The 26,662-nt window shown below is 66.6% G+C and carries 22 protein-coding genes and 1 pseudogene; 8 read left to right on the forward strand and 15 right to left on the reverse strand.

Annotation, left to right across the window (positions count from 1 at the left end; all coding sequences use genetic code 11):
- Nucleotides 1-11: 11 nt before the first annotated feature.
- Nucleotides 12-470 (forward strand): MarR family winged helix-turn-helix transcriptional regulator, encoded by a 459-nt coding sequence (locus AC5ZH6_RS16185; protein WP_231386646.1) that lies wholly within the window; start codon nucleotides 12-14, stop codon nucleotides 468-470.
- Nucleotides 471-483: 13 nt separating this feature from the next.
- On the opposite strand, the gene hemW is transcribed toward AC5ZH6_RS16185, so the two are convergent.
- Nucleotides 484-1,695, reverse strand: a complete 1,212-nt coding sequence (hemW, locus tag AC5ZH6_RS16190) for a radical SAM family heme chaperone HemW (RefSeq protein ID WP_035734780.1) — start codon at nucleotides 1,693-1,695, stop codon at nucleotides 484-486.
- Between the two features lie 406 nt (nucleotides 1,696-2,101).
- On the opposite strand from hemW, the gene AC5ZH6_RS16195 reads away from it, so the two are divergent.
- The 5 genes from AC5ZH6_RS16195 to AC5ZH6_RS16215 are packed head-to-tail and all read left to right on the forward strand — an operon-like array spanning nucleotide 2,102 to nucleotide 7,773.
- Entirely contained in the window at nucleotides 2,102-3,940 is a 1,839-nt protein-coding gene (locus tag AC5ZH6_RS16195) for a nitrite/sulfite reductase (RefSeq protein ID WP_288335864.1), read from the forward strand.
- The gene (locus AC5ZH6_RS16200; RefSeq protein ID WP_006370633.1) at nucleotides 3,937-4,686 is read left to right on the forward strand and encodes a phosphoadenylyl-sulfate reductase; all 750 of its coding nucleotides are present in this window, start codon (nucleotides 3,937-3,939) and stop codon (nucleotides 4,684-4,686) included. The genes AC5ZH6_RS16195 and AC5ZH6_RS16200 overlap by 4 nt, the downstream gene beginning before the upstream one ends.
- Complete coding sequence (cysD, locus tag AC5ZH6_RS16205) at nucleotides 4,668-5,627, forward strand: sulfate adenylyltransferase subunit CysD (protein ID WP_020170806.1); 960 nt, start codon at nucleotides 4,668-4,670, stop codon at nucleotides 5,625-5,627. Before AC5ZH6_RS16200 ends, cysD begins: the two co-directional genes overlap by 19 nt.
- Complete coding sequence (locus AC5ZH6_RS16210; protein ID WP_288335863.1) at nucleotides 5,627-7,036, forward strand: sulfate adenylyltransferase subunit 1; 1,410 nt, start codon at nucleotides 5,627-5,629, stop codon at nucleotides 7,034-7,036. The genes cysD and AC5ZH6_RS16210 overlap by 1 nt, the downstream gene beginning before the upstream one ends.
- Nucleotides 7,033-7,773 carry a sirohydrochlorin chelatase gene (locus tag AC5ZH6_RS16215; protein ID WP_006370630.1) on the forward strand — a complete coding sequence of 247 codons (741 nt, stop codon included), beginning with the start codon at nucleotides 7,033-7,035 and terminating at the stop codon, nucleotides 7,771-7,773. Before AC5ZH6_RS16210 ends, AC5ZH6_RS16215 begins: the two co-directional genes overlap by 4 nt.
- A gap of 37 nt (nucleotides 7,774-7,810) precedes the next feature.
- Here the strand turns inward: AC5ZH6_RS16215 and AC5ZH6_RS16220 are convergent, their stop codons facing one another.
- The 10 genes and pseudogenes from AC5ZH6_RS16220 to lepA form a co-directional block, all read right to left on the reverse strand.
- Nucleotides 7,811-8,806: a sulfate/molybdate ABC transporter ATP-binding protein gene (locus AC5ZH6_RS16220; protein WP_006370629.1), complete on the reverse strand. Its 996-nt coding sequence runs from the start codon at nucleotides 8,804-8,806 to the stop codon at nucleotides 7,811-7,813.
- 1 nt (nucleotide 8,807) lies between these two features.
- Nucleotides 8,808-9,803: a sulfate ABC transporter permease subunit CysW gene (gene cysW / locus AC5ZH6_RS16225; RefSeq protein ID WP_288335862.1), complete on the reverse strand. Its 996-nt coding sequence runs from the start codon at nucleotides 9,801-9,803 to the stop codon at nucleotides 8,808-8,810.
- On the reverse strand, nucleotides 9,800-10,684 hold the full coding sequence (gene cysT / locus AC5ZH6_RS16230) for a sulfate ABC transporter permease subunit CysT (RefSeq protein ID WP_006370627.1): 885 nt from the start codon (nucleotides 10,682-10,684) through the stop codon (nucleotides 9,800-9,802). The genes cysW and cysT overlap by 4 nt, the downstream gene beginning before the upstream one ends.
- Nucleotides 10,681-11,733, reverse strand: a complete 1,053-nt coding sequence (locus AC5ZH6_RS16235; protein ID WP_288335887.1) for a sulfate ABC transporter substrate-binding protein — start codon at nucleotides 11,731-11,733, stop codon at nucleotides 10,681-10,683. The genes cysT and AC5ZH6_RS16235 overlap by 4 nt, the downstream gene beginning before the upstream one ends.
- Nucleotides 11,734-12,072: 339 nt before the next feature.
- Nucleotides 12,073-12,273: a hypothetical protein gene (locus AC5ZH6_RS16240; protein ID WP_006370625.1), complete on the reverse strand. Its 201-nt coding sequence runs from the start codon at nucleotides 12,271-12,273 to the stop codon at nucleotides 12,073-12,075.
- 134 nt (nucleotides 12,274-12,407) lie between these two features.
- On the reverse strand, nucleotides 12,408-13,331 hold the full coding sequence (locus AC5ZH6_RS16245; RefSeq protein WP_288335856.1) for a cation diffusion facilitator family transporter: 924 nt from the start codon (nucleotides 13,329-13,331) through the stop codon (nucleotides 12,408-12,410).
- A 60-nt stretch (nucleotides 13,332-13,391) separates the two neighbouring features.
- Nucleotides 13,392-13,613 (reverse strand): Orn/Lys/Arg family decarboxylase, encoded by a 222-nt coding sequence (locus tag AC5ZH6_RS16250; protein WP_496167511.1) that lies wholly within the window; start codon nucleotides 13,611-13,613, stop codon nucleotides 13,392-13,394.
- Between the two features lie 365 nt (nucleotides 13,614-13,978).
- Nucleotides 13,979-16,159 (reverse strand): annotated as a pseudogene (locus AC5ZH6_RS16255) (PLP-dependent aminotransferase family protein); the annotation flags it as partial.
- A 122-nt stretch (nucleotides 16,160-16,281) separates the two neighbouring features.
- Nucleotides 16,282-18,357, reverse strand: a complete 2,076-nt coding sequence (locus AC5ZH6_RS16260) for a M3 family metallopeptidase (protein WP_496167512.1) — start codon at nucleotides 18,355-18,357, stop codon at nucleotides 16,282-16,284.
- Nucleotides 18,354-20,237 (reverse strand): translation elongation factor 4, encoded by a 1,884-nt coding sequence (gene lepA, locus AC5ZH6_RS16265; RefSeq protein ID WP_288337668.1) that lies wholly within the window; start codon nucleotides 20,235-20,237, stop codon nucleotides 18,354-18,356. Before lepA ends, AC5ZH6_RS16260 begins: the two co-directional genes overlap by 4 nt.
- A gap of 162 nt (nucleotides 20,238-20,399) precedes the next feature.
- On the opposite strand from lepA, the gene AC5ZH6_RS16270 reads away from it, so the two are divergent.
- Nucleotides 20,400-21,065: an alpha/beta hydrolase family protein gene (locus AC5ZH6_RS16270; protein ID WP_211544485.1), complete on the forward strand. Its 666-nt coding sequence runs from the start codon at nucleotides 20,400-20,402 to the stop codon at nucleotides 21,063-21,065.
- Nucleotides 21,065-21,520, forward strand: a complete 456-nt coding sequence (locus AC5ZH6_RS16275; protein WP_211544483.1) for a type II toxin-antitoxin system PemK/MazF family toxin — start codon at nucleotides 21,065-21,067, stop codon at nucleotides 21,518-21,520. Before AC5ZH6_RS16270 ends, AC5ZH6_RS16275 begins: the two co-directional genes overlap by 1 nt.
- Here the strand turns inward: AC5ZH6_RS16275 and AC5ZH6_RS16280 are convergent, their stop codons facing one another.
- The 4 genes from AC5ZH6_RS16280 to AC5ZH6_RS16295 all read right to left on the reverse strand — a co-directional run bounded on the left by AC5ZH6_RS16280 (nucleotide 21,521) and on the right by AC5ZH6_RS16295 (nucleotide 26,447).
- Nucleotides 21,521-22,369 (reverse strand): transglutaminase family protein, encoded by an 849-nt coding sequence (locus AC5ZH6_RS16280; RefSeq protein ID WP_006370618.1) that lies wholly within the window; start codon nucleotides 22,367-22,369, stop codon nucleotides 21,521-21,523.
- On the reverse strand, nucleotides 22,366-23,349 hold the full coding sequence (locus tag AC5ZH6_RS16285) for an alpha-E domain-containing protein (protein WP_006370617.1): 984 nt from the start codon (nucleotides 23,347-23,349) through the stop codon (nucleotides 22,366-22,368). Before AC5ZH6_RS16285 ends, AC5ZH6_RS16280 begins: the two co-directional genes overlap by 4 nt.
- Nucleotides 23,346-24,986: a circularly permuted type 2 ATP-grasp protein gene (locus tag AC5ZH6_RS16290; protein WP_496169236.1), complete on the reverse strand. Its 1,641-nt coding sequence runs from the start codon at nucleotides 24,984-24,986 to the stop codon at nucleotides 23,346-23,348. Before AC5ZH6_RS16290 ends, AC5ZH6_RS16285 begins: the two co-directional genes overlap by 4 nt.
- 315 nt (nucleotides 24,987-25,301) lie before the next feature.
- Nucleotides 25,302-26,447, reverse strand: coding sequence for a sulfotransferase family protein (locus AC5ZH6_RS16295; RefSeq protein WP_288337665.1), 1,146 nt, complete (start codon nucleotides 26,445-26,447; stop codon nucleotides 25,302-25,304).
- Nucleotides 26,448-26,662 lie beyond the last annotated feature (215 nt).

Consider the following 26,662-nt stretch of genomic DNA (forward strand, 5'->3'; position numbering starts at 1 on the left):
TGGGTTGTCCGGTGAGTCGCCAGGCTACTCCCGACACCCGATCCCGGCGCGACGACCACGGCGCCGCCACCGACCCACTGCTGCTGCAGCTGCTGCGCGCCGCACACCGGGTCGAGTCACAGATGTCGGCCGACCTCGCCGAACTCGGGGTGTCACCCGAGCAGTGGCGTCTGCTCTCGGTGCTCGCCGTCGAGGACGGCCGGACCATGTCGGAGCTGTCGCGGCTGGCCGTCCTGCCGCCGGCGAGCACCACACGTGGGGTCGACCGTCTCGTGACCCTGGGCCTGGCCTATCGGCGCGCCGATCCGGTCGATCGGCGGCGGGTCGTCGTCCACCTGAGCGCCCGTGGCCGGCGTCGCATCGCTGCCGTACGACAAGCCGAGGCAGCCGTCGAGAGCGACGTCGCCGACGCACTCGGCGCACGCGGCTACGTCGGTCTGATCGAGGCGCTCGGCCGGATCGGCACCTGATCGCCCGGCGCCTTCAGCCGTCCTCGCCCGCGATGAGGATGTCGCGCACCACGGCGTCGGCGAGCAGGCGACCGCGGTCGGTGAGGACCCACGCATCGCCGGTCGGACGAAGCAGTTCTCGCGCGACGAGTTCCTCGGCGCACGACACCTCCACCCCGGAGAGGAGCTCACGGCGTAACCCGCTGCGGCACCGCGCGGTCAGCATCACCGATTCGACGTGGCGGTCCGCGGTGGTGAGCACCTCATGGGTGGCCACCGGCAGCGTGCCGTCGGCCAGGGTGCTCGCATAACGCGCCGGATGTTTGACGTTGGACCACCGCACCCCGTGCACGTGCGAGTGTGCACCGGGCCCGATTCCCCACCAGTCGTGGCTGTACCAGTAGGACAGATTGTGACGACATTCCGCGGCAGCCGAGCGCGCCCAGTTGGACACCTCGTACCACTCGAAACCGTTGTCGCCCAGGCGTTCATCGATTCGCTGATAGCGAGAGGCGAGCACGTCGTCGTCGGGGGCGGGCAGTTCACCGCGGCGGATCCGCCGTGCCAGCGCGGTGCCGTCCTCGACGATCAGCGCGTACGCCGACACGTGATCGACGGGGGTGGCCAGTACCGCATCGAGGCTCGCGTCGAGGTCGGCGTCGGTCTCGCCGGGTGTTCCGTAGATGAGGTCGAGATTGATGTGGGCGAAACCGACGGCGGCCGCCTCGCGGGCCGCGGCGACGGCGCGGCCGGGGGTATGCGTGCGGTCGAGGGTGGTCAGCACGTGGGGGGCCGCGGACTGCATCCCGAGCGAGATCCGTGTGAAGCCCGCCTCGAGCAGCCGCGCGAAGAACTCCGGTGAGGTCGACTCCGGATTGGATTCGGTGGTGATCTCGGCGTCGTCGGCGAGATCGAATCGGCTGCGCACGGCGTCGAGCAGACCGGCGAGGCCGTCACCACCGAGCAACGACGGCGTGCCGCCGCCGACGAAGATCGTCGACACCGGGCGCGCAGGGGTCATCAGTGCCGCGGCATGGTCGAGTTCGCGGCCCACCGCCTCGAACCACGAATCCGGGGACGCCGACGACCCGAGTTCGCCCGCGGTGTAGGTGTTGAAGTCGCAGTATCCGCACCTCGACGCGCAGAACGGGACGTGCAGGTAGAGCCCCAGGCCGACACCGGGATCGACGGCCCCGCAGGCGTCGCCGACCTCGGCCGGCACGGCGGCGGTGGAAACGGACGTCACCACCCCATGATGCGCGCCCACCCCGCCCAGCCCCGAATCGCCCAGCCCCGAATCGGGGAATACCCACCAACGCGTCGGCCTTGCTCTCGGTACGCAACCACATTCGCGACGTCGGTCTCGCAGCGACGCCGACATCGCCGCAGGCCACTTTGCCTCACCGTGGTGCAAAGTATTCCCAAGTAGACGCGAGACGGATGGTCGTGGCACTATGGAGCCCGTGAATTTCCCCGGGGTGTGGCTCGCCGCGCGACGCCACGTCGATCTCAAGCGCGTCTGCAGCGCTACCTGTCGTCTCTAGACGACGTTCCGGCCCCGGAGAGTCCCCGCATCTGACGCGGGTATGCCGCCACGTCACAGCCCAGACCGTGCGATCGCCGGTGCTCTGTGCGCCGGTACAGGAGAGTTCATGACGTCAACGACGGACCTCACCGAGGCGGGCAACTCCCCCGTCCCCGAGGAGTCCTCCCCAGCCCCCCGCGCCCGTTCGGCACGCGCCGACACCGCGACATCCGGCGCCGCGACATCCGGCGCCGCAAAGACCGGTGCCGCAAAGACCGGTGCCACCGAGCGTCCGGCCCGTAAGAAGGCCCGCCCGACCAAGCGGCGCGCCGAGGGACAGTGGAAGCTCGGTTACCGCGAGCCCCTGAACCCCAACGAGCAGGTCAAGAAGGACGACAACCCGCTCAATGTGCGGGCGCGGATCGAGAACATCTACTCCAAGCAGGGTTTCGAGTCGATCGACAAACAGGATCTCCGTGGCCGCATGCGCTGGTGGGGTCTCTACACCCAGCGCGCCGAGGGCTACGACGGCACCTGGACCGGTGACGAGAACATCGACATCCTCGAGGACAGCCACTTCATGATGCGCATCCGTTGCGATGCCGGCGCCCTCAACGTCGAACAACTGCGCACCCTCGGTCAGATCTCGACCGAATTCGCCCGCGACACCGCCGATCTCTCCGACCGGGAGAACGTGCAGTATCACTGGATTCGCATCGAGGACGTCCCCACCATCTGGGAGCGCATCGAGGGCGTCGGGCTCAAGACCACCGAGGCCTGTGGCGACTGCCCGCGCATCATCCTTGGATCGCCGTTGGCCGGAGAGGCCGTCGACGAGGTACTCGATCCGACGCCGGCGATCGATGAGATCGTGCGCCGCTACATCGGCGACCCGCAGTACTCGAACCTGCCGCGTAAGTTCAAGACCGCGATCTCCGGTTTGCAGGATGTCTCGCACGAGACCAACGACATCGCCTTCATCGGCGTCGAACATCCCGAACACGGTCCGGGGCTTGATCTCTGGGTCGGCGGCGGTCTGTCGACGAACCCGATGCTCGCCCAGCGGGTGGGTGCATGGATCCCGCTCGACGAGGTCCCCGACGTCTGGGAGGGCGTCGTGTCGATCTTCCGCGATTACGGTTACCGCCGCCTGCGCACCAAGGCACGCCTGAAGTACCTCATCAAGGACTGGGGCATCGAGAAGTTCCGTCAGGTCCTCGAGGACGAATACCTGCACCGTAAGCTGATCGACGGCCCGGCGCCCACCCCGCTGACCCAGCCGCGCGATCACGTGGGTGTCCAGAAGCTCAAGAACGGTCTGAACTCGGTGGGCTTCGCCGCCATCGCGGGCCGGGTGTCGGGCACCAAGCTCACCGCCGTCGCCGAGGCCGCCGAGCGCGTCGGCTCCGACCGCATCCGGTTCACCCCGTACCAGAAGCTGGTCGTGCTCGACGTCCCCGACGACAAGGTCGAGGTGCTCATCGCCGACCTCGCCAAGCAAGGTCTCATCGCCCGGGCGTCGAACTGGCGCCGGAACCTGATGGCGTGCAGCGGGATCGAGTTCTGCAAGCTGTCGTTCGTCGAAACCCGCAAGCGCTCGCAGGTGCTCGTACCCGAACTCGAGGAGCGTCTGGCCGACATCAATTCCCGGCTCGACGTCCCGATCACCGTGAACATCAACGGCTGCCCCAACTCCTGCGCCCGATCGCAGATCGCCGACATCGGTTTCAAGGGACAGCTCGTCGAGGACGGCCAGGGCGGACAGACCGAGGGATTCCAGGCCCACCTCGGTGGCAGCCTCGGCCAGGACGCAGCATTCGGCCGTAAACTGCGCCAGCACAAGGTGACCTCCACCGAGCTCGGCGACTACATCGACCGCGTCGTCCGCAACTTCATCGATCAGCGCGAGGACGGAGAACGGTTCGCGCAGTGGGCCGTTCGTGCCGACGAGGAGGCACTCCGATGACCATCTCCACCGCAACGACCACCGGGCGGCGCTTCAGCGAGGACGAGCTGCGCGCGATCGCCGAGCAGGGTGCCGCCGACCTGGGTCCCGACGCCACCCCCGAGGAGCTGTTCGCCTGGACCGCCCGGACGTTCGGCGACAACTTCGTCGTCGCCTCCAACATGCAGGATGCGGCGCTGGTCGATCTCGCCGTCACACACATCGATCGCGACCTCCTCGGCGGGGATCCGGTCAAGGTCCTGTTCCTCGACACCGGCTATCACTTCGCCGAGACGATCGGCACCCGCGACGCCGTGGAGCAGGTGTACGGCGTCGACATGATCAACCTGACCCCCGAACACACCGTCGCCGAGCAGGACGAACTGTTGGGGCGCAACCTGTTCGCCCGCGATCCCGGCGAATGCTGCCGCCTGCGCAAGGTGGTGCCGCTCAAGTCGGGTCTGCAGTCCTATGACGCCTGGGTGACCGGCATCCGCCGGGTGGAGGCCCCCACCCGGGCCAATGCGCCGCTGATCTCGTTCGACGAGGGCTTCGGGCTGGTGAAGATCAATCCGATCGCCGCATGGTCCGACGAGCAGATGCAGTCCTACATCGACGCCCACGGTGTACTCGTGAATCCTCTTGTCGACGAAGGCTATCCGTCGATCGGCTGCGCTCCGTGCACGGCCAAACCCGAACCCGGATCCGATCCGCGCAGCGGCCGTTGGGCCGGCCGCGCCAAGACAGAATGTGGGCTGCACGCATGACCATCACCGATCCCGTCACCAGCGCCGACCGCGAGGTGGACAGCAGCGACGACTTCACCACCCTCGACGCCCTCGAGTCCGAGGCGATCCACATCTTCCGTGAGGTCGCAGGCGAATTCGAGCGTCCGGTGATCCTGTTCTCCGGCGGCAAGGACTCCACCGTTCTGCTGCATGTGGCCCTCAAGGCGTTCTGGCCTGCGCCGCTTCCGTTCTCGCTGCTGCACGTCGACACCGGGCACAACCTGCCCGAGGTCCTCGAGTTCCGCGACCAGGTGGTGGCCCGCCACGACCTGCGACTGCATGTGGCCAAGGTGGAGGACTACCTCGCCGACGGTCGGCTCACCGAACGTCCCGACGGGGTGCGCAACCCGCTGCAGACGATCCCGCTGCTCGACGCGATCACCGAGAACCGCTTCGACGCGGTGTTCGGCGGCGGGCGCCGCGACGAGGAACGCTCACGCGCCAAGGAGCGGATCTTCTCGCTGCGCAACGCCTTCGGCCAGTGGGATCCCAAGCGTCAGCGCCCGGAGCTGTGGAACCTGTACAACGGACGCCACGCCCCTGGCGAGCACGTCCGGGTGTTCCCCCTGTCGAACTGGACCGAGCTCGACGTGTGGCGCTACATCGCCCGCGAGCAGGTGCTGTTGCCGTCGATCTACTACGCCCACGAGCGCGATGTGTTCGAGCGCGACGGCATGTGGATGACCCCCGGTGTCTGGGGCGGTCCGCGCGATGGCGAAGAGCTCCAACGTCTTTCGGTCCGTTACCGCACCGTCGGCGACGGTTCGTCGACCGGTGCGGTGCTGTCCGAGGCCGCCGACAATGAGGCCGTCCTCGCCGAGGTCGCCGCATCGCGACTCACCGAGCGTGGTGCGACCCGCGGTGACGACCGGGTGTCGGAGGCGGCCATGGAAGACCGTAAACGCGAAGGATACTTCTGATGGCCAACAACACTCTCGGACACGTCCCCGACCTGCTGCGCATCGCGACCGCCGGCAGCGTCGACGACGGCAAGTCGACCCTGGTCGGCCGGTTGCTCTACGACACCAAATCGGTGCTCGCCGACCAGATCGACGCGGTCACCCGCGCCTCGGTCGATCGCGGACTGGCCGGGCCGGACCTGTCGCTGCTCGTCGACGGCCTGCGCGCCGAGCGCGAGCAGGGCATCACCATCGACGTCGCCTACCGCTACTTCGCCACGCCCGCACGCTCGTTCGTGCTCGCCGACACCCCCGGCCACGTACAGTACACGCGCAACACCGTGTCGGGTGCCTCCACCGCGCAGCTGGTGATGCTGCTCGTCGACGCCCGCAACGGCGTGGTCGCCCAGACGCGCCGGCACGCGGCGGTGATGGCCTTGCTCGGTGTTCCGCAGCTGGTGCTCGCGGTCAACAAGATCGACCTCGTCGAGGATGCGGCCACCGTGTTCGCCGAGATCTCCGACGAATTCCGCTCCCTGACGCGCACCCTGGGCTGGTCCGACGAGCAGGTCACCGCGATCCCGGTGTCGGCGCTGCACGGCGACAACATCGCCACCCGGTCGCAGAACACGCCGTTCTACGACGGCCCGACGCTCATCGAGCATCTCGAGACGGTCCCGAATGGCACCGACGCCGGGAGCGCAGCGAGCGGGTCGAATGGCACCGACGCCGGGAGCGCAGCGAGCGGGTCGAATGGCACCGACGCCGGGAGCGCAGCGAGCGGGTCGGATCGGTCGGAGGTGGGTCTGCGGTTCCCGGTGCAGTACGTGATCCGGCCGCGCACACCGGAATACCCGGATTATCGCGGGTATGCCGGGCAGATCGCCGCGGGCCGGGTCTCCGTCGGTGACGAGGTCGTCGTGTCACCGTCCGGGGTCCGCACGACCGTCACCCAGATCGACACCGCGGACGGTCAATTGGCGACCGCGCACACCGGTCGCAGTGTCACCCTGCTGCTCGCCGACGACGTCGACATCTCCCGTGGTGACCTCATCGCCTCGGCCGTCGATGCCCCCGAGCCGATCCAGCAGTTCTCCGCGACGGTGTGCTGGCTGGCCGACAAACCTCTGCGCCCGGGTGCCCGCCTGTTGCTCAAGCACGGCACCAAGACCACCCAGGCCATCGTCGGCACCCTCGACGTGTTGTTCGACGAGCAGAACCTGGCGTTGACCGATGCACCGGACTCGTTGGAGCTCAACCACATCGGCCGTATCACCGTGCAGACCGCCGAGCCGATTCCGGCCGACGACTACCAGGTGAACCGGGAGTCGGGCAGCTTCTTGCTGATCGACCCGCAGGGTGGCAACACGCTGGCTGCCGGGCTGGTAGGTGACGCCCTGGCGTCCCTGCACCTCCAAGAGTTGGTGTGAGCGCGAGTCTCCTGCTCGTCGCGCACGGCAGCCGGGACCCCCGGTTCGCCGACACGGCTCGCCGTGTGCGGCACGCCGTCGCCCGTCGTCTCCCGGGTACCGATGTGCGCCTGTCGTTCCTCGATCTCGATGAGCCGCTGGTGGCCGACGAGCTGGCGGAGATGCGTGGGCGGGTCGTCGTGGTGCCGCTGTTGCTGGCACCCGGCTATCACAGCGACATCGATCTGCCCGAGATCGTCGCCTCGACACGGGCGCCCGGTGATGTGGTGATCACCAGTGTGATCGGCACGACCTCGTTGTCGGCGGCGTTGGCCGATCGTCTCGAACAGGCCGGGCTCGCCGACTCCGACGGCCTCCTCGTCACGGCCGTCGGTTCGACGAATCCCGCTGCCGCGCTGGTCGTCCGGCGACGCGCCGTCGAGCTGTCGACCCGGCTGCACCGCCCGGTCGATGTGGTCTTCGCGACCCGGCTCGGTACCGGTGAGACCGCCCTGCGCACCGCGATCCGACGCCTGCGTGGTGCCGGGGCCGGGCGCATCGCTCTCAGCCCCTACTTCTTGTCCGCAGGCCTGTTGACCGAGCGCGTCGAAACCGCACTGGACCGGCTCGCCCCGGGCGCCCTGGTCGCCGGTCCGCTCGGCGCCCATCCGGATGTGATCGAGGCGATCGCCGACCGCTACACGACGGCGGTGGCCGGCTCTCCTCTCGGCGGTCTGACCGCCGATCACTCGCGATGACGGCCCTGCCCCGGAAACCGCTCGGCCCCGGGACCGCTCAGCTCTCCGAGAGCGCCGCGACCTTGGTGGCCCGCGCGTAGACGGTCTCGCCGGCCTCCAGATTCAGCGCGTTCTGATCGCCGCGGGTGATCTGCGCGGCGAACTCCTCACCCGAGGCCACCGCCACGAGTTCCACCCGGGTTTCGAATCCCAGATTCACCACTCGTTGCACCGTGGCCTTGAGGACCCCGGTGTCCAGGGTCGGGTCCGCAGACGGCCACGCCATCTCCGGGGTGCGCCCGATCCGGATGTCGTGCGGGCGTACCAGTTCGCCGTTGAGTCGCACCGTGGAACCGAGGAACGATGCGACGAACGGGTTGATCGGTCGGTCGTAGAGATCGTCGGGCGCACCGACCTGTTCGATGCGGCCCTTGTTGAGCACGGCGATCCGGTCGGAGACGTCGAGGGCCTCCTGCTGGTCGTGGGTCACCAGCACCGTGGTCACGTGAACCTCTTCGTGCAGGCGGCGCAACCACTTTCGCAGGTCCTCGCGCACCTTGGCGTCGAGTGCGCCGAAGGGCTCGTCGAGGAGCAGCACCTTGGGATCGACGGCCAGGGCGCGGGCCAGGGCCATGCGCTGGCGTTGGCCGCCGGACAACTGCGCGGGAAACCGCCGCTGGAACACGGTGAGCCCGACGACCTCGAGCAACTCGTCGACCTTGGCGTCCACCTCGGCCTTGGGCTTCTTGCGGATCTTCAACCCGAAGGCGATGTTGTCGCGCACGGTGAGGTGTTTGAAGGCCGCGTAGTGCTGGAACACGAATCCGATGTCACGCTTCTGCGGTGACTTCTTGGACACGTCGTTGCCGTTGATGATCACGGTGCCCGAGTCGAGGGTGTCCAGGCCCGCGATCGCCCGCAACAGTGTCGATTTGCCCGACCCCGACGGACCGAGCAGCGAGGTCAATTGGCCGTCGGGGATGTCGATCGAGACATCGTCGAGAGCCGCGAAGTCGCCGTAGCGCTTGTTCGCTCCGATCACCGAGATGGACATGTCACACGCCTTTCTCACGGGCAGAGGCATTTCGGGGGGTCGAACCGTGTGGCGCGGCGTCGTGGTGGACATGCTCGGTGACCACCTGATGGGCGTCGATCGACTCCGGACCGTGCGGCACGGTCAGTTGGGTCTCGACAACCGTGTCGGGCGAGGCCGGACCGTCGGCACCGGTGCCACTGGCATCGGCGACACGGGATTTCGCGCGGCGCTCGATCAGCGACATCAGCACCAGCACGACGATCGCCACGAACATCAACAGCGTCGCCGCCGCGTACGCACCGAACTCGTTGTAGTCGTCGGTGTAGCGCGAGTTGACCAACAGCGTCAGCGTCTGGGAGATACCCGGATAGTTCGACGACACCATGGTGACGGCGCCGTACTCGCCGAGCGCGCGGGCCACCGTGAGCACCACACCGTAGGTCAGGCCCCATCGGATGGCGGGCAGGGTGATCCGCCAGAACACCTGCCACGCATTGGCTCCCAGGGTTGCCGCAGCCTCCTCCTGTTCGGTGCCGATCTCACGCAGCACCGGCTCGACCTCGCGCGCGACGAACGGCAGTGTGACGAACAGGGTGGCGAGTACCAATCCCGGGAAACCGAAGATCACCCGGAAGCCGAGGCTCTCGACGCCGCCGAACCATCCGCCGTACCCCCACAGCAGGATCAGCGCGACGCCGGCGACGACCGGGGACACCGCGAACGGCAGATCCACCACGGCCTGCAGGACGCCCTTGCCCGGGAATCGTCCGCGCGCCAACGCAAGTGCGGTCAGCACACCGAAGACCACGTTCAGCGGCACGACGATCACCACGATCAGCAGGCTCAGCTGCAACGCCGAGATCGCCGCCGGTGTGGTGATCCATTCCCAGAACTGCACGATGCCGTGTTCGAAGGAGCGATAGAAGATGGTGCCGACCGGCACGATCAACAGGATGAACAGATAGATCAGCGCGATCGCGCGCAGCCCGTATCGGGTCAGGGGCGACACTTTCATCGGTCGGCGTCCTCCCGGGTGGACTGCCGCCGGCCCGCGATGCGCAGGATCAGCAGGGTCACGAAGGCGATGAGCAACAGCACCACCGAGATCGCCGCGGCGCTGACCGGCGAATCGATCTCGATCTGTTGCTGGATGTATTGCGAGGCGACCTGGGTGTCGCCGGGAATGTTGCCGCCGATGAGGACCACCGAACCGAATTCCCCGATCGCGCGGGTGAAGGCCAACCCCGCCCCGGTCAGGATCGACGGCAGCAGCGCCGGCAGCACGATCTTGCGGAACGTCGTCCAGTTGCGCGCGCCGAGAACCGCGGCGGCCTCTTCGACGTCGACGTCGAGTTCGAGCAGCACCGGCTGCACCTGTCGCACGACGAACGGCAGTGTGACGAACGTCAGGGCGATCACCAGCGCCGGTTTGGTCGCGTTGAGCTGGATGTCGATCGGACTGTTGGGACCGTAGAGCGACAGCAGCACCAGGCTGGCCACGATGGTCGGTAGGGCGAACGGCAGATCGATGATCGCGTTGACGAATCCCTTGCCGGGGAACTCATCCCGCACCAGCACCCAGGCGATGATGGTTCCGAAGACGACGTTGATCAGCGCCGCGAACACCGAGACGAGCACGGTGATCCATAGGGCGTCGAGTGCGGCGGGCGCGGTGACGGCGTCCCAGAACCCACTCCAGCCGTCGTCGAAGGACTGCACGGTGATCGCGGCCAGCGGCAGCAGCACGATGACGCTGAGCCACAGCCAGGCCAACCCCACGGTGGCCGGGCTGACCCCGGTGAACGTGCGTGCACGTCCCAGGAATCCGCCGGGCGGCGCGGCGTCGGGCGGCGGTGCGCCCGTACCGGGATCGGTCGTCGAGACGTTCGAGGTCACTGTCTGCCCCCTGCGTCGTAGATCTTGGTGATCGCCCCACTGGTGCCGAAGAGCGCCGAGTCGACAGCCTTCCACCCGGTGAGATCCACCCCGTCGTTCTTCGCGGCGGTCCCGGCACCGAGAACCTTGCCCAGCTCCTTGATCGTCCACAGCTTCTCGATGGCCCCCGGGAACAGGTCGCGGGTCTGCTCGGCGATCGCGGGGACGACCGGCCGGAAGCCCTGCTGAGCCCAGATCCGTTGTGCCTCATCGGTGAACAGGAAGCCGACAAACGCGCGGGCGCCGGCGAGGTCGGAGGTCGTGTTGACGATCGCGACCGGATTCTCGATCTTGAACGTCTGCGGCGGAATGAGGTACTCGACCTGGTTTCGCGGACTCGCGGTGGCGTTGGCCCGGTCGAGCATGATGGCTTCGTTCTCGTAGCTGATCAGCACATCGCCCTGCCCCTGCTCGAAGGCCGTGGTGGCCTCGCGACCCGATTTGGGGACCACACGCACATGGTCACGGACGAGCTGGGCGACGTAGTCGAGACCGGCCTGCGGGTTGCGGCCGCCGTCGCTCATCGCCGCGTACGGCGCGAGCAGATTCCATTTGGCCGAACCCGAGCTACCGGGATTCGGGGTCACCACCTGCACCCCGGGCTTCAGCAGGTCGTTCCAGTTGTGGATGTTCTTCGGGTTGCCCTTGCGCACCACGAGCGCCACGACCGAACCGAATGGCGTGCTGTTGTACGGGAATTGGGTCTTCCAGTCCTTGTCCACCAGACCGGCTTTCACCAGGCGGGTGATGTCGGGCTCGACGGAGAGGTTCACGACGTCGGCGGGCACGCGGCGCGCGACCTTGCGGGACTGGTCCCCGGAGGCCCCATAGGAGGCCGAGAAGCCGATGTCGGCGCCTGCGGAGGTTGCCCGGAACGCCGGGATGATGTGGTCGAATCCCGATTTGGGCGTCGCATACGCCACCAGGTCGAGGTGTCGGCTGCCGCTGGAGATGTCGACTCCGTCGGGTTCGTCGGTGGAACCGCCGGCGCACCCGGAGATCAGGACCATCGCGAGGGCCAGCAGACACACCAGCACCGGTGTGCTGCGTCGCGTGACGGTGACAGCACTGCTGGGCACACGTTCCTCCGTGACTGAGGTGGCCATGACGGGCATGACCGGGCTGGGCATGAATCGCGCTCGCCGGGCGGCGGACATCCACCACGTCGGTGGGTCCGTGCCGTCCGGCGGACCGACTCACGCTAGCAACGCGCAAGACGGGTGGGCCGAGCATCACCCACCACCCCTTTACACCGTCGAGCGACGATGCTATCGAGTCAAGAGCCAGGCCAACAGGACCAGAACGATGAGCGCCAGCAACGCCCAGGTCACACGTGAACGGATCACCGACTACAAACCCTTCCTGTCGTCATCGGCGAACCGACGACGATCGATCACCGACATCACGCCGTCGACCAGCGCGTTCAGTGCGATGGCCACGAGGATCGCGCACGGCACCAACACCACGAGGGTGACCAGGAGCTGTGGGACGAAGGCCAGGCCGGTCAGCCATTCCTCCACTCCGTCCCACCAGGCGAGTAGCCCCTTCACCAGTGATCACCTCATCTGTCGCCGATCGTCCCGGGGTTTTGATCAGCGTGATTCGAATTCGTGGATCGTGCGATCCGGTCTCGCTCGGCGCCTGCCCCGGGCCGTTCGCCATCATAGGCCCCGACCCGGTCGACTCAGTCCGGTGCGTCCAGCCGCCAGGGTTCGTAGGCGCGTGGGTCGTCGATCGGCTCCATGTGAATCGTGACCCGAAGGTGGTCGAGAGTCGCGTGCAGTTCGTCCTCCACCGCCTCGGCGAGGTCGTGGCCGCGATCGATCGTCCATTCGCCCGGCACGAGCATGTGCAACTGGACGAATCGCTCGTGACCGGCCTCGCGGGTGCGGACGTCGTGGAAATCGACCTTCTCCGAACGGAATCGGTCGAGGACGCCGGAGATCTTCACCAGGTCGGCGGCGGGCAGCGCCGCATCGAGCAGTCCGTCACCGGATCGCCATACCAGGCGCCCGCCGACGAACAAGATGTTGATCGCAACCAGGATCGCCACGATCGAATCCAGCGGCTGCCATCCGGTCACCAGAACCAGGAACACACCGACGACCACCCCGACCGTCGTCCACACATCGGTCAGCAGATGTTTGCCATCGGCTTCCAGTGTCATCGACCGATACCGCTTGGCCGCTCGCAGCAACAGCACCGCGACCGCACCGTTGAGGACCGTGGCGGCCACCGAGATCAGCAGACCCAGCCCCACCGACTCGAGTTCGGCCGGGTGGGCGAGTCGCTCGGCTGCCGCGACGACGATCGCCACGGCGGCCGCGACGATGAGCACCCCCTCGAACACCGCCGAGAAGTACTCGGCCTTGGAATGGCCGAAGTTGTGCTCGGCATCGGCGGGACGCGCGACGACCCGCAGCGCGAGGAATGCCGCGATCGCCGCCGCCAGGTTGACCAGTGACTCGAGGGCATCGGACAGCAGACCGACCGATCCGCTGATCCGCCACGCGAGCAGCTTCATGACGATCACCACGATCGCGGTGACGATACTGAGCAGCGCGTAGCGCGTCAGATCCTGGCGTGCCTCGACGGACCCGGAAGCCATGGATTCATTGGACCACGAGTACCCCGACCACGAGCACCGCGACCACGAGCACCGAGGCGCTCACCCGCTCACGACGCTCGGGTCCGGCGCCCCACGGGTCGCCAGCAGATTCTCGATCGCCTTCTCGGTGTAGACCCGATAGCCGAAGTCTGGCCGGTAGCCGTGGATCTCGGGGGTGTCGAGCGTGGTGATGAATTCGAGGATGTTCGCACTGAAGACCTGCCCGGGCACGAGGACGGGGAACCCGGGTGGGTAGGGGGTGACGAAGGTCGCCGACACCACGTCCCGTCCCGAGGCGATCCGCTCGAGAATCTTGTCGGCCGAGAGGTATTCGCAATTGGCGTCGTCATAGGCGAGGTAGAACGCGGTACGCAACGCACGTCACCTTCCGGTGTCTGTTCGGTGCCGGAGGTGTCGCGGAAAGCCGGGTGGAATCCGCTGAAGTCGGGCATTGCGGGCGCTCGTTCGGTCAGCCGGCGGACCGTCTGCTCGAATCGCGCGCGCTCATCGATCCCCATCTCCTCGACGTTCTCGTCGAGCTCCCGGACGATGTTGACCATCACTTCGACGAGGAAGGCCACCGAGCTTCGTGTGGTGCCGATGTTGGTCATGAACAACACGGTGTTGCGCGAGGTCTTGTTGATCTGGACCCCGTACCGATCCATCAGTTGTTCACGCTTGAAGGTGTCACCGTCGTAACCGGTGCGCCCGATGGAAAAGGTGATCCGCGACGGGTCGAGGACGAATTCGTCTTGGCTCCATGCGGTTTGCATGTTCCGTAGGCCCGACCGTAACGGCTGATCGATGCGTGAGGGCCGATGGGCGACCGGGATGAGGTCACTCGTGCGCAGACACCGGACGTAGCGTGCCAGCAACGGATGGTTGTCGATGGCATCGCGAAGGCGCATTGCGTTCTCGATCTGCCGCTGGACGAGTTCGACACCTTCGAGCGCCACCTGGCGTCGACCGAGATCCAATGACGCGAGGATCTGGTAATTCGGCGAGGTCGAGGTGTGTGCCATATAGGCCTCGTGGAATGCCTCGGCAACCTTCTGGTCGAAGTCCTGGTCGAAGACGTGGATCATCGAACCCTGTCGCAACGACGTCAACGTCTTGTGGGTGGATTGCGTCGCGTACACCCGGACTCGTGCGAGGGCTGGGTCGGGCCGCAACCTCGTGCGCAGCAATTCCTCGTCGGTGACCTCGGAGTGTGCGGAGAGGTGGTCCTCGTAGGACGCCCGGTACCCCGGATCGGCGAAACGCCGACGAAGTTCGGCCGCACTGTGCATCGCGGTCCGGTTGCGGTAGACCGGATGGAAGCGGGCGAACGCGAACCACGCTTCGTCCCAAAGGAATACGAGGTCGGGCTTGATCGCGAGACATTCCTCCATGACGCGAATCGGATCGTAGACGATGCCGTCGAACGTGCAGTTGGTGAGCGAGATCAGCTTGACCCGATCCAGTTTCCCGGCACGACGAAGCGCAAGGAGCTTGCCCTTGATCTCCTGCATCGGTACCGCGCCGTACATCGAGAAATCGGGCAGCGGATAGGCTTCGAGATAGGTCACCTGCGCGCCGGCGAGCAGCATGCCGTAATGGTGGGACTGGTGGCAGTTGCGGTCGAGCAGCACGATGTCGCCCGGCGCAACGAGCGACTGGGTCACGATCTTGTTGGCGGTCGATGTGCCGTTGGTGACGAAGTACGTGTGCCTACTGCCGTAGATCTTGCCGGCCAGTTCCTGCGCGTCGCGCAGCGGCCCGGTCGGTTCGAGGAGCGAATCGAGACCCCCGCACGTCGCCGATGTCTCGGCCATGAACACATTGAGCCCGTAGAAACTCACCATGTCCTGAATCCAATGCGACCCCACGATCGACTTGCCCTGGGAAATGGGCAGGGCGTGGAAAACCCCCGTGGGTCGGTGACTGTATTCCTTCAGTGCGCTGAAGAACGGCGTCCGGTAGCGCTCGGCAACACCATGCAACAGACTCAGGTGCAACTCCAGAACGCCCTCGCGGGCATGGAATACCCGGCGGAAGTGTGCGCCGAGCCTGCCCGCCATGTCCTCGACCTCGATCTCGGTCATCAGGTAGAGGTCGAGTTCGGGTCGCAGACCACTCAGTGCGCCGGCCAGGATCTGCGCGCGTTCCTCGGGTGAGAGGTGTTGCGCCAACGACTCGGACAACTCACGATCGACGAAGTCGTCGAGGCCGGTGAGATCTCGGGCGGACGCGTGCGAGAACCGGCGACGGATCACCACCGCCTGCAGGTTCGCGTTGAGCCGAGCAGCGATCATCGCCTCCTCGCCGCTTCCGACGACGACGAGCTCGTAGGCACACTGATCGTCGGGGCGGCGCCAGCTGCGGACCTCTTCTCGCAACGCACGTTCGGCCGCCTCGGTCATCGACTCGACAACCAGGACCTCGAAGTACAACTGGCCCTGCGCATTCACCGGTCGATGCTCGATCTCACGAGGATCGGTCGGGAACATTCCCGCATCCTTGTCGGCCATGGCGTCTGCGTCTCGGTGACGGTAGGACTCCGTGGTCAACGCATTGTTGATGTCGGCCACCATCTTGCCGAAGTGACGATGATCCCCGGAGCCGAAACGGCGCTGCAGTCGCGCGAAACGCGACGGACCCGGAAAAGCCCAATAGGGTTCGAGCGTGGCCAGTTCGGTGATCAGACCGCGACAGATCTCCAGATATCGCTCACGCCGCTCGCCGACGGTATCCGGGCGATTGAGACGATCGGCCGCTTCGTCGAGGCGGCACCACAGATCGCCGCGCAGTTGCCAGACACTGTTGTAGGCGTGACCGTTCTCGACCATGGCAAACCCTCTCGACGCCGGGTATCCCAGAGTCGGCGCCCCGAGGGTCGAGCAGGCGAATGCCGATCGAACATGCGATGGCGTTCTGGTGAGCGGCCCACCACCAGCTCACCGGCGGCTGGTCACACGTCCTCGGTGACCAGCCCGCGCCGTCGCATCAACGGCCCGATTTCGGGCTTGTGTCCGATCAACTCCTCATGCGACACAAGCGGATCCACGCTGTTGCCGCGGGACAGCGTCGAGGCGGCAAAGCGGGCACCGTTCTCCCGGCGCAAACCGCCCTCGGCGAGGAACCACCGTTCGGTCTCGGCGTCGAGCACCTCCGACCAGATGTAGGAGTAGTAGCCGGCCGAGTAACCGCCGCCGAAGATGTGATTGAAGTAGGCGCTGCGGTAGCGGGGTGGGATCAGGTCGGTCCCGATGCCGGCGGCGCGCAGGGCTTGCCTCTCGAATGCCTCGACGTCGTCGACCGCCTCGGCGTCGGCGACCGACAGTCGGTGCCAGGCCAGATCGAGTGCCGACGCGGCGAGATACTCGATGGTGCCGTGGGCGGTGTCGGCACCCGCGTTGGCCCGTGCGGCGTCGGCGAGTTCGGCGGGAATCGGCTCCCCCGTCTCGTGGTGGCGCGCATAGTGGGCGAGGACATCGGGGTGCAACGCCCACATCTCGTTGACCTGCGAGGGGAATTCGACGAAGTCCCGCGGCACCGACGTCCCCGACTGCGACGGATACGCCACGGCCGAGAGCAGGCCGTGCACTGCGTGGCCGAACTCGTGGAACAGCGTGGTCAGCTGATCGATGCTCAGCAGAGCGTGTTGTCCCGCATCGGGTTTGGGGATGTTCAACACGTTGACGATGACGGGTTGGGTCGCGAGCAGAGACGACTGATCGACGATGTTGTTCATCCACGCCCCGCCCCGCTTGGACGGCCGCGCGAAATAGTCACCCAGGAACAGTCCGATGCCGGCGCCGGACTCGTCGAAGACCTCCCAGATGCGCACATCGGGGTGGTAGGCGCGCAGATCCGGGCGCTCGGTGAAGCTCAACCCGTAGAGGACACCCGCCGCGTAGAACACACCGCGCGTGATCACGGTGTCGAGCTCGCAGTAGTCGGCGAATGCGTCGAGATCCACCTCGGAACGTGAACGACGTTGCCGCGCAAGCCAATAGGTGAGGTCGGCGGCACCGATCCGGACGTCCGGGTCGACGCCGCGTGCAAACTCGGTCAGCGCGGCGATCTCCCGCTCCCCCGCGGTGCTCGCCGAGCCGATCAACTCGGTCAGCAACTGCTCCACGGCCGTCGCATCGGGCGCGGTCTGCTCGGCGATCACATAGTCGGCGTGATCGCGATAGCCGAGCAGTTGTGCGCGCCGGGCACGCAGCACGACGATCTCGCGCAGCAACTCCCGCGTGTCGAACTCGTTGTCGCGCGCGCATCGGGAGATCGAGGCGTCGAAGACCCGCTGCCGGGTCCGCGGATCGGACAGTTCGGTCAGCACGGACTGACTCGTGGGCAGTTCCAGGCTGATCAGGTAGCCGGACTCGTGACCGGCCTCGGCCGCGGCACGCCGCGCCGAGGCGATCTGGCCGGCACCGAGCCCGTCGAGCCGGGAGACGTCGTCGACGAGCACCGCCGAGGCATTGGTGTCGTCGAGGATCTTCTGTGAGAACGTGGTCGTCAGATACGCCAGGCGCGAAGAGATCTCACGCATCTGGGTCTGCCCGGACGCATCGAGACCCGCACCCGCGCGTACGGCATCGCGGTAACTCTTGTCGAGGAGACGGCGCTGCGGCTCGGTCAGTCCGAGTTCCTCGGCGCGCCCGTGCAGGTCCGAGATCCGGGCGAACAGCGCCGGGTTCATCGCGATGGTGTTCGCGTGATCGGTCAGCCGCGTGGACAACTCCTGGGAGATCTCGTTGCGCCGCGGATTGGTGTCGGGGCCGACGAGGTTGAAGAAGACACCCGCGGCGCGGGCCAGATCGCGGCCCGACAACTCGAGCGCCTCAACGGTGTTGGCGAAGGTCGGCGGTTGCGGGTTGTCGGCGATCGCCGCGACCTCGTCGAGGTGGGTGCCCATGGCCTCGGTGAAGGCGGGCAGGAAGTCCTCGTCGGAGATCGACGCGAAGTCTGGCAGTCCGTGCGGTAAATCGCTTTCCGCGAGAACGGGATTCATACTCGGTCCACCGGCGGTCATCATTTCCCCTTCGGCTTGTCGCCCTGCGAATCGGTGGACAACGCCGCCACGAAAGCCTCCTGCGGCACGTCGACCCGCCCGATGGTCTTCATGCGCTTCTTGCCCTCTTTCTGCTTCTCGAGCAGTTTGCGTTTACGGCTGATGTCGCCGCCGTAGCATTTGGCCAGCACGTCCTTACGGATCGCTCGAATGTTCTCGCGCGCAATGATCTTCGACCCGATGGCGGCCTGGATCGGCACCTCGTACTGCTGGCGCGGGATGAGCTCCTTGAGTTTGATCGCCATCTTGTTGCCGTAGGTGTAGGCGGCATCGCGGTGCACGATCGCACTGAAGGCGTCGACCGCCTCGCCCTGCAACAAGATGTCCACCTTGACCAGATCGGCCTCCTGCTCACCGGCCTCCTCGTAGTCGAGACTCGCGTATCCGCGGGTCCGGGATTTCAACGAATCGAAGAAGTCGAAGATGATTTCGGCCATCGGCATGGTGTAGCGCATCTCCACCCGGGTCTCCGAGAGATAGTCCATGCCGCCGAGTTCGCCGCGCCGCGACTGGCACAACTCCATGATGGCGCCGATGAACTCACTCGGCGCGATGATCGTGGTCTTGACGATGGGCTCGAAGATGTTGCGCGCCTTACCTTCCGGCCAATCCGACGGGTTGGTGACGATGTGCTCGGCGCCGTCTTCCATGACCACCCGGTACACCACGTTGGGTGCCGTCGAGATGAGGTCGAGATCGAATTCGCGCTCGAGTCGCTCACGGGTGATCTCCATGTGCAGCAGGCCGAGGAACCCGCAGCGGAACCCGAACCCGAGGGCGACCGAGGTCTCCGGGTCATAGGTGAGCGCAGCGTCGTTGAGCTGCAGTTTGTCCAGCGCATCGCGGAGCACCGGGTAGTCGGATCCGTCCACCGGATACAGGCCGGAGTAGACCATCGGTCGAGGCTCGCGATATCCGGTGAGCGGCTCTTCGGCACCGTGCCGGGCCGTGGTCACGGTGTCGCCGACCTTGGACTGCCGCACATCTTTCACACCGGTGATCAGGTAACCGACCTCACCGACGCCGAGCCCCTTGGACGGCTTGGGCTCGGGGGAGACGATGCCGACCTCGAGCAGTTCGTGGGTGGCGCCGGTGGACATCATCGCGATCTTCTCGCGCGGCACGATCGCGCCGTCGACCACACGCACATAGGTGACGACGCCCCGATAGGTGTCGTAGACGGAGTCGAAGATCATCGCGCGCGCCGGTGCGTCCGGGTCGCCCTGCGGCGCCGGGACCTGGCGGATCACCTCGTCGAGCAGCGCAGGCACACCCGCGCCGGTCTTACCCGAGACCCGCAGCACCTCGTCGGCCTCGCACCCGATGATGTGGGCGATCTCGGCGGCGTAGCGATCGGGATCGGCCGCGGGCAGGTCGATCTTGTTGAGCACCGGGATGATGGTCAGGTCGTTGTCCATCGCGAGGTAGAGATTGGCCAACGTCTGCGCCTCGATACCCTGCGCGGCGTCGACCAACAGCACGGCACCCTCGCAGGCCTCGAGCGCGCGCGACACCTCATAGGTGAAGTCGACGTGGCCGGGGGTGTCGATGAGGTGCAGCACGTACTTCTCGTCGGTGCCGTCGGCACCGGTCACCGTCCACGGCAGCCGGACGTTCTGTGCCTTGATGGTGATGCCGCGCTCGCGTTCGATGTCCATCCGGTCGAGGTACTGCGCCCGCATGTCCCGATCCGAGACCACCCCGGTGAGCTGCAACATCCGATCGGCGAGGGTGGACTTCCCGTGGTCGATGTGCGCGATGATGCAGAAGTTCCTGATCTGCGCGGGATCGGTGAACGTGGTGTCGGCGAAGGTGGGAATCGGACTACTCCTCGGTGGTAACACGGTGCTGCGTCGTACCAGTTTCTCATGACCTCGGTCCCACACGACCTCGGTGCGGACCCGACCCGATCACCACGCAACCCCCGACAGCGCCCGCTCCACCCTCGACAGCGCTCTTCTGACCGCCGACAGCGCCCAGCGCCTGCCCCGCGATACCGTGTCGCTGTGGCGGCGAACACCGGAACCGAACCCTACGACGAGGGCTCGGTCGTGGCGACCATCCATCATCCCGAGCAGACGCCGCGGGCGAGCGTCGTCCTGGCACACGGCGCCGGGGGCAACCGGGACACCGCGATCCTGCTCGCCTACGCGAGTGAACTCGCCGGCCGCGGATTCGCCGTGGCCCGGATCGACCTGCCCTACCGTCAGCGCCGCCCCAAGGGGCCGCCGAGTCCCTCGACCGCGGCCGCCGACCGCGACGGTATACGTGCCGCCTGCGCGACCTTTCGGTCGTTGTCGGCGGGCCCGCTGATCGTTGGCGGGCACTCCTACGGCGGTCGGCAGGCCTCGATGGTTCTCGCCGAGGACGGCGCTGAGGTGGCCGACGGCCTGTTGTTGAGCTCCTACCCGTTGCATCCACCGGGAAAACCCGAGAAGGCCCGCACCGAGCACCTGCCGTCGATCACCGTCCCGACGCTCGTCGTGCACGGCAGCACCGATCCGTTCGCCACGACCGACGAGATCGGCGCGGCGATCGACCTGATCCCCGCCCCGACCCGGCTGGTGGAGATCGCCAAGGCGGGCCACAGCCTCGATCCGACGAAGAAACCGACAGCTCCCCTCGCCGCCGACGCGGTCGAGCACTTCCTGCTCCGGGAGATCGGCGCATGATGGCAGATCGACGCATGAGCCGCCGCACGATGCGCCCCACCGCCGAGGTGGCCAGATCCATCAGCTACTCCCCCGACCTCGACGGGGATGCCGATCCCGGTGAAATCGTCTGGACCTGGGTCGAATTCGAGGAAGATCCGTCACAGGGCAAGGATCGGCCGATACTCGTCGTCGGCCGCGACCCGGCCGAGAACCCCACAGCCGAGGCCGGCAGCGGCACAGCGGGGCACGTCCTCGCACTCATGCTGTCCAGCAAGGATCATCACCGCGACGACGACACCTGGCTCTCGATCGGCGCGGGTAGCTGGGACTCCGAACATCGCGAGAGCTTCATCCGCCTCGACCGCGTGCTCGTCGTCGACGCCGACGGCATCCGACGCGAGGGCGCGATCCTGGACCGAGCCCGATTCGACAGGGTCGCAACGCAACTGCGCGATCGATTCGGCTGGCGGTGATCACGCCAGCCGCGTGATCTCCACGACGACATCGAGGTCTGTGGCCTGACCACCGGTGTAGATGCCCTTGAGCGGCGAGACGTCGGAGTAGTCACGACCCACGCCCACCGACACGTGCTGTTCGGTGATCTCGGTGAAGTTGGTCGGGTCGAATCCCCACCACCCACCGGTCCAGGCCTCGATCCACGCATGGCTCTGACCTTCGACCGTCTTGTCCACGGCCGCATTGGGTTTCGGATGCAGATACCCCGAGACGTAGCGGGACGGGATACCCAGACCGCGCAACATCAGCAGGGTCAGGTGCGCGTAGTCCTGGCACACGCCCTTGCGCTCGTTCCACGCGTCGACCGCGGTGGTGTGCACACCGGTGGTACCCGGGACGTACTGCATCTCGTCGTAGACGTAGCGGCACACCGCCTCGACGGCCTCTTCGGGATCGAGGCCCTTGGTCAGCCGCTTGGCGGTCGCCACCAGACTGCGGTTGCGGGGCACATACGGCGTGTTCGACAGCGCCTCGTCGTAGCGGTCCTCGACCTCCTCGTTGCGGATACCGTCCCACTCACGTTTGCGGTCGTCCTCCGGGCGTTCGCCGGGTTCGGTTTCCACCACCGACATTCCCGAGACCTCGAGTTCCTCGTGCGGCGCGTGCAGATCGAAGGCGGTGACCGCGGTTCCCCAGTAGTCGGTGTAGCGGTACGAGCGGGTCGCCGGGACGGTCTCCACACGGTTGACGATGACGTTCTGCCTGCTGTCGCTGCGCGGTGTCAGCCGGGCCTCGTTGTAGGACGAGGTGACCGGGCTCTGGTAGGCGAAGCCCGTCGAATGCACGACCCTCAGTCGCCAGCTCACAGTTCACTCTCCTCGATGACATGTTCCTCACCGTCGCTGACGCGGGCATCGGCCCACGACACGTACGGCGACACATGGAAGTACTGGGCGGTGACCGCCTCGTTGACCGCACGACAGGTGTCCTGCAGATCGAGCAGGCGCTCCTGCAATCCATCGAGCAGATCGCCCGGCTCCAGGAACTCCAGCGAGCTGCGCGCCCGCCCGAGCAGGAGCAGCGCCTCGGCCTGGGCGCCGGTGCGGCTCGGGCCCTTCTCCAGATCCGCCAGATTGTGTTCGGCGACGCTGAGTGCATGGAACACCGACCGCGGGAAAAGCCGGTCCAGCAACATGAATTCGACGATGTTCTCGGCGTTGATGACGCCGCGGTACGTCCGCAGGAAGGTGTCGTGCGCACCCGCGGACACCAGCACGTTGACCCACGCGGGCGAACCGGCGCGGTCCCCGGCGCGCGCGAGCAGCATGCGGATGGTCATGTCGACCCGCTCCACCGACCGACCCAGCAGCAGGTAGCGGTATCCGTCGTCGTGGCTGAGCGTGGCGTCGGCGAGTCCGGCGAACATCGCGGCGCGATTCTTCACATACGACAAGAATTCATGGGGACCCAGGCGGCGGGATCGGCGCTCGGCGTCGGCCAGACCGTTATAGGTGGTGTTGAGACACTCCCACATCTCACTCGAGGTGACTTCGCGTGCGCCCCTGGCATTCTCGCGGGCCGAGCGGATCAGGTCGACGATCGATCCGGTCGACTCCTTGGCGTAGGCGACGCGTTCGGTCAGCGACCAGACATCGAGATCGGTTTCACTGGCGGGCGCGTCGAGTCCCAGGACCTGGATGACCAGCCGCACCGACGAGTCGACGTCGGCGGTGGCATCCTCGAGCAATTGGTGGATCGCGACGTCGAGCAGACGTGCCATGTCGTCGGCACGCTCGACGTATCGCCCGATCCAGTAGAGCGATTCGGCGTTGCGGGCCAACATCATCGGGCATCACCGTCCTGGGTCGGCACCACTGGTGACGGCTGGGTCTGGGTCATCTGGGTCTGGGTCATCTGGGTCTGGGTCATCGAACCCAGTGTCTGTGTCTGCGCCGAGTGCATGCCGACACCTTGCTGTTGTTGCTGCTGTTGGGTTTGTGCCACCAGCGGGTCCGGTGCGCTCTCGGCGGGCCGGGCCGCGGCGACACCGCTCTTGGTGACGACCTTGGCACCGGCGAGTTCTCGTTCGCCCTCGGAGCTACGGGTCGCGAGCACCCAGGTGTCCTTCGACCCACCGCCCTGACTGGAGTTGACGACCAGCGATCCCTCCGGCAACGCCACCCGGGTCAGCCCGCCGGGCAGCACCCACACCGATTCGCCGTCGTTGACCGCGAACGGACGCAGGTCGACGTGACGCGGGCTCAGGTTGTCGCCGGCCTTGGTCGGCACCGTCGACAGTTGCACCACCGGCTGTGCGATCCATCCGCGCGGATCGTTGCGCACCTTGCGGGCCAATGTGTCGAGTTCGGCCCGGGTCGCGTCGGGACCGAAGACGATTCCGTAACCGCCTGATCCCTCAACGGGTTTCACCACCAGCTCGTCGATGCGGTCGAGGACCTCCTCGCATTCCTCGGGAAGCCAGCACCGCAGCGTGTCGACATTGGCGATGATCGGTTTCTCGCCGAGGTAGTAGTCGATGATCTCCGGCACGTAGGTGTAGATCAGCTTGTCGTCGCCGACGCCGTTGCCCACCGCCGAGGAGATCACCACGTTGCCCGCGCGTGCGGCATTGAGCAGGCCGGCGACCCCGAGCATCGAATCCGGCCGGAACTGCATCGGATCGAGGAAGTCGTCGTCGATGCGCCGGTAGATGACGTCGACACGCTGCTCGCCCTCGGTGGTGCGCATGTAGACGACGTTGTCGCGGCAGAACAGGTCACGTCCCTCGACGAGTTCGACGCCCATCAGTCGAGCGAGCAGTGAGTGCTCGAAGTAGGCCGAGTTGGCCACGCCCGGGGTGAGGACCACGATGTTCGGGTCGGCCTCGTTGAAGGCCGCCGAGGCCCGTAGCGCCCGCAGCAGATGGCTCGGATAATCGGCAACCGCGCGGACCTTGTGCGAGGAGAACAGGTCCGGGAACACCCGGGCCATGGTGCGCCGGTTCTCCATCACGTACGACACACCCGACGGAGACCGCAGATTGTCCTCGAGTACCCGGAAATCGCCGTTGGCGTCGCGGATCAGGTCGATTCCGGCGACGTGGATTCGGACGCCGTTGGGCGGCCGGATGTTTGCGGCCTGCCGGTGGAAGTGCTCACAGGAATGCACGAGCCGCTTGGGCAGAACCCCGTCGCGCAGGATCTCCTGCTCGCCGTAGACGTCGTCGAGAAACAACTCGAGCGCCTGCACGCGCTGGGTGATACCGGCTTCGAGTTTGGACCATTCCGATGCCGAAATCACCCGCGGCACAACGTCCAACGGGAACGGTCGTTCCTTTCCAGAGAGGGAAAAGGTGATGCCCTGGTCGATGAAGGCGCGACCGAGCGCGTCGATACGGCCCTCGATGTCGGCACGCTCGGATTCGGCCATCACCTTGAAGATCCCCCGGTAGGCCGACCGGACCTCACCCTGGTGATCGAACATCTCGTCGTAGGCCACACCGAAGGACTTCGCCACCTCGTAATCCGCGAAAATCCCTGTTTCCGTGGGCTTTACGGAGGTGGTGGCGGTCTTCGCCCGGCCCGTCCGCCCATTCGACGCCGGCTTGCCGTCCGGTTTCGCGGTCGACGTCCGATTCGCGGTCGTCTTCGCCGAAGAGGTCTTACGCGCCTTCTTCGCGGGCGTTTCCGTCGGTGCAGGGCTCATAACCTGACATGTTGCCTCAGATTCAACGATTCGGCATGGTGGTCCGCGGACCCCGACACCCTCGCCGACCCGGGTGATCGGCCGACGCGGGACTCAGCCGCCGATCGAGCGCCGTAGGGCCAGGACCCGTCGGCGCGCGCGCCGCACCAGATTCATCGCACGCGTTTGCGCGGCCGGGCGTGTCACCGGCATCGGCGCCCGGATGATCATCTCGGCCAATGTGTCGAGTGCCGCAGTGAGGACCTCCTCGGCCTGCGGTGCCGCCGCGGCGTCGTCGAGCTCGCGCGGCACCTGCAGGTCGTCGAGCGAGCCGACCACCGGGTAGCCCGCAGATCGCAGCCCGGTGATCATCTCTGCGGATCGATCCGCAGCCCATGCCCGCTGTTCGTCTGACAAACCGTGCGGAGCACCATCGGACCGGCCCGACATGATGTGGGCGACGACCTGCTCCTTGAGGACCCGCTCGTATCGCTGCCACTCCACGACGTCGGGCTGCAACCGGGTGTTGAGCAGGCGCAGCATCTCGGTCTGGGCCGCCGACAGAGACGTGTTGAGGTTCGGGACCGGAACGGTCAACGGTGCCGGGTCGACACCGAGCACCGACAGGAATCGCTCCCACAGACCGTCGCCGCCACCACGGATGCGTGGCACGGTCACCACGTGCACCCGCTCGGCGCCGACCACCTCCGACCAGCGGGCCAATATGCGCACATGATCCTGGAACTCCCAGAACGGCTCCTCCTCCGGCAGGTCACCGGGCTCCCCGCCCCCACGGTCCGGCGACGCCGCATGTGCCCGCACCGAGGTCACGAACTCGTCGAACGAGGCACGACGCTGGTTCTTGACGTTCTCCTGCCAGACCGACGGCAACTGACGCGCCAGATCTCGGACGGTCGCGATGACATGGACCTCGTCGGCGAAAGACAGATCCGCGACGAGGCGCCGCGCCTGATCGACGGTGGCGGTGGCGAACAGTTCGTGGGAGACCAACGAGGTCTGGGGCCACGGTCGCATCTGCCCGACCATCGACGCCCACGTCCGCGCATGGGCCGGATCGACCCAGTCGAGGTAGCGGTCGGGCTGCAGATGTGCGGCGGCGTGGAAGTGGTCGGAGATCTCGTTGCCCGGGTACAGCAGCCCCGACTCCTGCAGGGCGAGGTCACGGTTGTGCCAGAGCCGATCCTGTAGGTGCGTGGTACCGGTCTTGGGCAACCCGATGTGGATGTAGACGACGGACATGATGACCGTCAGGATAGTGCCCGATATCTCCGATGCCGCTGAAGCGATGCTGGGTATCGGCTGCCGGTTCGGCTCGCCGGTGAGCTGTCCACGAGGCCACGCCAACCGATCGCCCGCCGCGATTTTGGGGGCAGGTGTCCGGCTGGTAAACTCGATCGCTGTCGCAGTGTCGCCCGACCCCGACCATCGGAATCGGGTCCGGCCTGCTCGGGAGC

This window comes from Gordonia sp. YC-XJ4 (assembly GCF_059511865.1).

What these genes read in the sequence shown, in the direction of transcription:
- AC5ZH6_RS16200 (WP_006370633.1), top strand. Translation starts at nt 3,937, where the DNA reads ATGACCATCTCCACCGCAACGACCACCGGGCGGCGCTTCAGCGAGGAC.
- AC5ZH6_RS16290 (WP_496169236.1), bottom strand. Translation starts at nt 24,986, where the DNA reads ATGTTCGATCACCAGGGTGAGGTCCGGTCGGCCTACCGGGGGATCTTC.
- AC5ZH6_RS16245 (WP_288335856.1), bottom strand. Translation starts at nt 13,331, where the DNA reads ATGGCTTCCGGGTCCGTCGAGGCACGCCAGGATCTGACGCGCTACGCG.
- AC5ZH6_RS16195 (WP_288335864.1), top strand. Translation starts at nt 2,102, where the DNA reads ATGACGTCAACGACGGACCTCACCGAGGCGGGCAACTCCCCCGTCCCC.
- AC5ZH6_RS16210 (WP_288335863.1), top strand. Translation starts at nt 5,627, where the DNA reads ATGGCCAACAACACTCTCGGACACGTCCCCGACCTGCTGCGCATCGCG.
- cysD (WP_020170806.1), top strand. Translation starts at nt 4,668, where the DNA reads ATGTGGGCTGCACGCATGACCATCACCGATCCCGTCACCAGCGCCGAC.
- AC5ZH6_RS16220 (WP_006370629.1), bottom strand. Translation starts at nt 8,806, where the DNA reads ATGTCCATCTCGGTGATCGGAGCGAACAAGCGCTACGGCGACTTCGCG.
- AC5ZH6_RS16285 (WP_006370617.1), bottom strand. Translation starts at nt 23,349, where the DNA reads ATGATGTTGGCCCGCAACGCCGAATCGCTCTACTGGATCGGGCGATAC.
- AC5ZH6_RS16235 (WP_288335887.1), bottom strand. Translation starts at nt 11,733, where the DNA reads ATGGTCCTGATCTCCGGGTGCGCCGGCGGTTCCACCGACGAACCCGAC.
- AC5ZH6_RS16260 (WP_496167512.1), bottom strand. Translation starts at nt 18,357, where the DNA reads ATGATGACCGCCGGTGGACCGAGTATGAATCCCGTTCTCGCGGAAAGC.
- AC5ZH6_RS16275 (WP_211544483.1), top strand. Translation starts at nt 21,065, where the DNA reads ATGGCAGATCGACGCATGAGCCGCCGCACGATGCGCCCCACCGCCGAG.
- cysW (WP_288335862.1), bottom strand. Translation starts at nt 9,803, where the DNA reads ATGAAAGTGTCGCCCCTGACCCGATACGGGCTGCGCGCGATCGCGCTG.
- AC5ZH6_RS16295 (WP_288337665.1), bottom strand. Translation starts at nt 26,447, where the DNA reads ATGTCCGTCGTCTACATCCACATCGGGTTGCCCAAGACCGGTACCACG.